Here is a 349-nt window from a genome sequence, read left to right as displayed (position 1 = left end):
TGTGGTAGCAACGCCCCACATCCAACCAATAACAGCATCAGCAAAGCCTGATACTGAATCTAAAGCGGCTTGCGCGGCAGGTGGGATTTCAGCATAAGCGCCAGTTGATGCAGTAGCAGCCATGGCCGCGATAATTAAGGCCGTAGCCAATTTTTTCTTTGATTCCAACATAACGTTGTTCTCCAATTGATTTATGGTGTTGTGGAAATACTTTCCACGGCTTTTTTAAAAACGAGTAACTTATAAAAAGCTACCCATCCGATGGACCAAGCGCCAATAAATGAGCCAGCCAAAAACGTTAATTCATCCATTAGCGTTGACCTCCGGAAATTGAACCGAGCGAAAATAA

At 44.1% G+C, this 349-nt stretch carries 1 protein-coding gene; it reads right to left on the bottom strand.

Translation table 11 applies throughout. The features are described from left to right. Positions 1 to 186, bottom strand: a 186-nt coding sequence (locus tag RMT89_RS41740) for a major coat protein (RefSeq protein WP_315888976.1), incomplete at its 3' end; no start/stop codon positions are given. Positions 187 to 349 lie beyond the last annotated feature (163 nt).

Origin of the sequence: Streptomyces sp. P17 (genome assembly GCF_032436805.1) — a bacterium.
Lineage (GTDB): Bacteria > Actinomycetota > Actinomycetes > Streptomycetales > Streptomycetaceae > Streptomyces.
The sequence above is the reverse complement of the archived record's forward strand: the minus strand, read 5'-3'. Positions and strand labels throughout refer to the sequence as shown.